Below are 1035 nucleotides of genomic sequence, written 5' to 3' on the forward strand. Positions count from 1 at the left end.
GAAGTCTTTTTCAGAGTTTCCCTAGGTCAAGCATGCGGAGATGCGCCGCACATGGTAGTGATGCCCCCCACCAAGCGAGGGGCACCCGCAGACGGTCGCATTTACTTCCAGAACCACAATTTAGAAAGGAAAATCCGCCCAGATACACACTAAGTCCTGCGCTAATCTAAAAGTGGAACTGGATCAGTTTATATACGCGCCGCCTGCAAGACCTCGCTTAGATAGATTTGTTGCCGCTGTCCGAAAACTGCCCCAGTAAAGGCTGATCTGCCGTTTGAAAACTGACCCTGGTGTTCAACTGCTTCTACTCAGTTTCCGAGTAGAAGAACAGAGGGGGGATCACAGTTAGACCTTACACGTTTGTTCAGCTTGCTACTGCCAGTTAGTTGCAATCACCACATTTAGTTGATCATGCTGAGCTTGTGTCAGGTTGATTTCGCCACCAGCTGGCGCCCCAAAAGCGGCCATGGCGTTGACCAGGTTGTCTACCGCATTGGCATACAATGCCGTACTTCCAGCCTGAATCACATCAATTTGCTGAGCTGGGTTTATGTACCAGTCCTTAACTGTAATTCGATCTTCTGACCCTCTGGCATCAATCACCAAATTATTGTTTTCCCGGGAAAACCATAGGTTTTGAGGTGTAAGCCCATCAATGTTAAGCACATCAATATCATTGGGGGTAGTGGAGAGGTTGTTGATGATGTCTTGGCCATCTCCAGCGGTAAAAAGATATATATCGCTTCCCTCTCCTCCCTGTAGCAGGTCATTACCTTTACCACCTTGCAATCGATCGTTGGTGCTGGAGCCCATGATGGTGTCATTGCCAGGTGTGCTTGCTCTCGACGTTACTTGCCCACTGCTCCACAAAGCTCCATCAGCGAACTCGATTCGCTCCAGCTTGTAACGATCATCACTGGACGTAAACCAGTTCTGAATGGTGACCTGATCCTGACCATTGCTGTGACTGAGGATCACATGGTTACCCGAACGGGTGACGGAGATATCGCCCGTGCTGATGCCGGCTCCGAAGCG

Annotated in this window: 1 protein-coding gene; it reads right to left on the reverse strand. The window is 49.8% G+C overall.

Annotation, left to right across the window (positions count from 1 at the left end; genetic code table 11):
- Window positions 1-372: 372 nt before the first annotated feature.
- The coding region (locus tag VC35_RS27925; protein WP_221174503.1) for a calcium-binding protein at window positions 373-1035 on the reverse strand (663 nt) is incomplete at its 5' end.

The sequence above is a fragment of the Pseudomonas fluorescens genome (assembly GCF_000967965.1).
Classification (GTDB): Bacteria; Pseudomonadota; Gammaproteobacteria; order Pseudomonadales; family Pseudomonadaceae; genus Aquipseudomonas; species Aquipseudomonas grandcourensis.